The sequence below is a fragment of the Cupriavidus sp. WS genome, from assembly GCF_000395345.1.
GTDB classification, from domain to species: domain Bacteria; phylum Pseudomonadota; class Gammaproteobacteria; order Burkholderiales; family Burkholderiaceae; genus Cupriavidus; species Cupriavidus basilensis_B.
The window spans coordinates 1-3,555 of record NZ_AQPL01000575.1 but is presented as its reverse complement, the minus strand read 5'-3'; the positions used below and the strand labels follow the sequence as shown (position 1 = coordinate 3,555).

4 protein-coding genes are annotated in these 3,555 nt (G+C 70.4%); all 4 read right to left on the bottom strand.

All coding sequences use genetic code 11. The features are described 5' to 3' along the window. Positions 1 to 1,196 (bottom strand): FHA domain-containing protein (locus K206_RS0134860; RefSeq protein ID WP_020206896.1); only part of this gene is annotated, 1,196 nt, incomplete at its 3' end. Between the two features lie 167 nt (positions 1,197 to 1,363). Then, positions 1,364 to 2,881, bottom strand: a complete 1,518-nt coding sequence (locus tag K206_RS0134855) for an efflux transporter outer membrane subunit (protein WP_029044429.1) — start codon at positions 2,879 to 2,881, stop codon at positions 1,364 to 1,366. A gap of 122 nt (positions 2,882 to 3,003) precedes the next feature. Next, positions 3,004 to 3,270 (bottom strand): hypothetical protein, encoded by a 267-nt coding sequence (locus K206_RS0134850; protein ID WP_020206894.1) that lies wholly within the window; start codon positions 3,268 to 3,270, stop codon positions 3,004 to 3,006. A gap of 51 nt (positions 3,271 to 3,321) precedes the next feature. Then, a partial coding sequence (locus K206_RS44060; protein WP_020206893.1) for a hypothetical protein occupies positions 3,322 to 3,555 on the bottom strand: 234 nt, incomplete at its 5' end.

Below are 3,555 nucleotides of genomic sequence, written 5' to 3'. Positions count from 1 at the left end.
CGCGGGAAATCGCCGCCCGCCATGAGCGCCTTCATCTCGCGCTCGGGCGCGCCGCGGAAATAGAGCACCAGCAGCAGCGCCACCCCTGCCAGCGCCGCCGCCGCGCCCCAGCGCGCCGCGCGCCTGAGCTGCGCGCGCTCGCTGGCGCCGAAACCGGCCGCCAGCCGCGCCATGACCAGCGCGTACTTGCCCTGCGCCTGCGGCTTGTCGGCGGCGGCGCCCTGCGCCGGCGCCACGGCCTCCTGGTTGACCTCGTCTTCCTGCTGCGCGGCGTAGTCGACGCAGAAGATGTCGAGGAACGATCCCGGCGCCGCCACGAAGGTGGTCTTGTCGGGGTCCTGCGCCGGCGCGGCGGCAACCGGCGGCGGCACCTCGGCGGCCGGCGGCGCGGCGCTGGCTTCTGGCGGCTGCGGCAAGGCCGAGCTGGTGACGGTCGCATCCTGCGCGGGCTCGGCCCGCATGCCGACGCGGTAGGCGAAATGGTTGCCACCGAACGCCAGCAGGTCGTGCTCGGCCAGCGCCACCGCATGGTCCTCCACGCGCGTACCGTTGACGAAGGTGCCGTTGGTGCTGCCCAGGTCTTCGACGAAGGGCTGCCCGCCCTTGAGGAAAATGTGCGCGTGCCGGCGCGAGACGTAGTTCACCTGGTGCGGATAGGCGTCGCGGTAGCGCGCGAAAGTCTTGTCGGCCTTGCTGGCGAGGAACGGAAAGCCGGTGATCTCGATCGGCTGCAGGCCGAGGTCGCCGCGTTCCGGCGTCAGCGTCAGCACCACCGGCGGGTGTGCGGCCGGCGGCGCCGGCGCGCGCGGGCACAGGCGCACGCGGTAGGCCAGCGCGCTGCCGAAGCGCAGCTCGTCGCCGTCGCGCAGGCGCGCCGGCTGCTGCGCCACGGCCGCGCCGTTGAGCGTGGTGCCGTTCTTGCTGCCGAGGTCGGCGATGTAGGCCGCGCCGTCCTCGCTGAAGATGCGCGCATGCCGGCGCGACAGCACGGCCGCCACCTCGGCGGGATAGGCGGCGAAAGGCGCCTCGGCGCGCCCCACGGCAAACAGGCTCTCCTCGATGCGGATCTCGCCGAGGGCAGGATGCGTGACAGGCGCGAGCACGATGTCGAGCCGCGGCGCCAGCCCCGGCGAAGGCGCCGCGCCCTGCCCCGCCGCCGCCCGCGCCTCGTCGATCAGAGCCTGGTCTGAAGCCATGTTTCGCTACCACCAACAGCGCTTGGGCCATGCGCGTGCGCCGGCGGCAAGCCATTTTTCATGGCGGCGGGGCGGGCCCGCAGGCCGCCGCGCCGGGAACGTGCTGACAAGGACATAGTAGGCCAGGCCCGCCGGTAGTCAATCGCGCGGCCGCGCGCGCAGCGCGGCTATTTCGCGTCCTGCTGCGACACCTGCCGCGGTCCGTCGCCGGGCGCGTTGGCCACGGCCACGCTGGGCCACCCGCCGCCGAGCGCCTTGTAGAGGGTGACAGTGTCGGCGAGGATCTGTTGGTGATTGGCCAACAACTCGAGCTGCGCGCCGAGCAGCGAGCGCTCGGCCTCGAACACGTCGAGCTGCGACACCACGCCCTCCTTGAGCTGCGCCTCGATCTGCGCCGAGACCACCCGCAACTGCGCCACCTGCTGCTGCAGTTCCACGCGCTGCTTCCTGTGCGCCTCCACGTTGACCAGCGCATTCTCCACTTCCTCGAACGCGGTGATGACGGTGCGGCCGTATTCGCTCTCGGCCACCTTGGTCTGCGCCTCGGAGGTCTTCACGCGGGCGCGCACGCCCGGGTCCAGCATCGGCAGGTTGATGCTCGGCATGAAGCCGAAGGTGAAGGACTTGAGCAGGTCGGTCAGCGCGAAGCTGGAGGTGCCGCCGCGCCCCGTGAGGCTCAGGCTGGGCAGCTGCGCCAGCCGCGCCTGGCCGACCAGATTGTACGACTCGAGCACGCGGTACTCCGCCGCCACGATGTCCGGGCGGCGCGACAGCAGCTGCGACGGCAGCCCGGCCGGCACCGGCGGCAGCTGCACGCGCTCCTGCAGGCGCCCGGCCGGCACCTTGAACACGCCCGCCGGCACGCCCACCAGCGTGCCCAGCGCGTTCTCGGAGAGATCGCGCCCGCGGCGCAGCTCCAGCAGGTCCTTGGTCAGGCGGTTGATCTCGGCCTGCTGCTGCATCACGCGGACCTGGGGAATCAGGCCGTTCTGGAACATGGCCTGGTAGGTGACGAGTATCTGCTTGTTGCGGGCCAGCGTGCGCGCCTGCTGCTCGCTCTGCTCGTCGAACTGCAGGATCTGGAAATAGGTGGTCGACACGGCCGACACCAGGGTGAGGTAGCCCGCACGCCAGTCCGCCTCGGTGGCGTTGAACTCCGCCTTCTGGGCCTGCACGCCCTTCTCGACCTTGCCCCAGATGTCGATGTCCCAGTTGACCTGGGTGCCGAGGTTGTAGGTCCGGCTCAGCGACTGCCCGGTGGTCTTGTCGAAACTCACGCCGGCGCCCACGTCGAAGACCGGCAGCGCGCCCGCCCTGACTTCGGCGATCTGCGCGCCCGCCACCTTGATGCGCGCGGCCAGCACCTTGATGTCGTAGTTGCCGGCGATGGCCTTGTCGACCAGGCCGTCGAGATACGGATCGCGGAAGGCCTGCCACCAGTTCGGCACGATGGTGTCCGCCGGCGACACCGTGATCGCGCCCTGGCGCGACCATTCGGGCTTGGCCGGGGTGTCGGGGCGCTGGTACACGGGCGGGCGGAAATCGGCGCAGCCGGCCAGCGCCAGTACCAGCCCCAGCGCCGTCGGCAGGGTGGCGCGCGCGGCGCGCGCGACGAACGGAGTAAGCAAGCAAGGCACGATCGTCTCCCGCGAGGAACCAGGCTGGTCTCGCCATACGCTGTGCATTCATTGTGTATCCGCCCGCGGCGCGATCCAACCCGAAATTGCAGGCTGGCGGCCTTGCCCGGCGGCGGCGCGAAACGCCTTGCGCGCGTCCCGCCCGGCATGGCGGGCGGGACGCGGCGGCATCAGCGATAGATGTTGTTGGCGGCGTTCTGGGTGCTGTCGACGTGCGAGCGGATGCCATCGACGAAGGCGGCGTTGTTGCCGTTCATGTTGGTGACGCTCTGGGTCTGGCCGATCAGCTGCGAGGCGTTGAAGGTCGAGTCGATCTTGACCGCGCTGAACACGGGCAGGACGGGCAGGAAGACCGTGCCGCCGCGCACCGCGCGCATGGCGCGGGCATCGAGTTGTTCGGTGACCGACAGGTCCTTGATGGCGAGGGTGGTAGTCATGGCGGTGCTCCTGGGTTCGGTGAGAGTGTGTGCGCGTGGGCCGGGACTGGCTTAGCGGTAGATGTTGTTGGTGGCGTTCTGCGTGCTGTCGACATGCGAGCGGATGCCGTCGACGAAAGCCGCGTTGTTGCCGTTCATGTTGACCACGTTCTGGGTCTGGCCGATCAGTTGCGAGGCGTTGAAGGTGGAGTCGACCTTGACCGCGCTGAACACGGGCAGGAAGGGGACGAAGCCGCCGCGCACGGCGCGCATGGCGCGGGCGTCGAGTTGTTCGGTGACGGACAG

Coding starts and splice junctions, on each gene's coding strand:
- K206_RS0134855 (WP_029044429.1), bottom strand. CDS start 2,881: ATGCACAGCGTATGGCGAGACCAGCCTGGTTCCTCGCGGGAGACGATC.
- K206_RS0134850 (WP_020206894.1), bottom strand. CDS start 3,270: ATGACTACCACCCTCGCCATCAAGGACCTGTCGGTCACCGAACAACTC.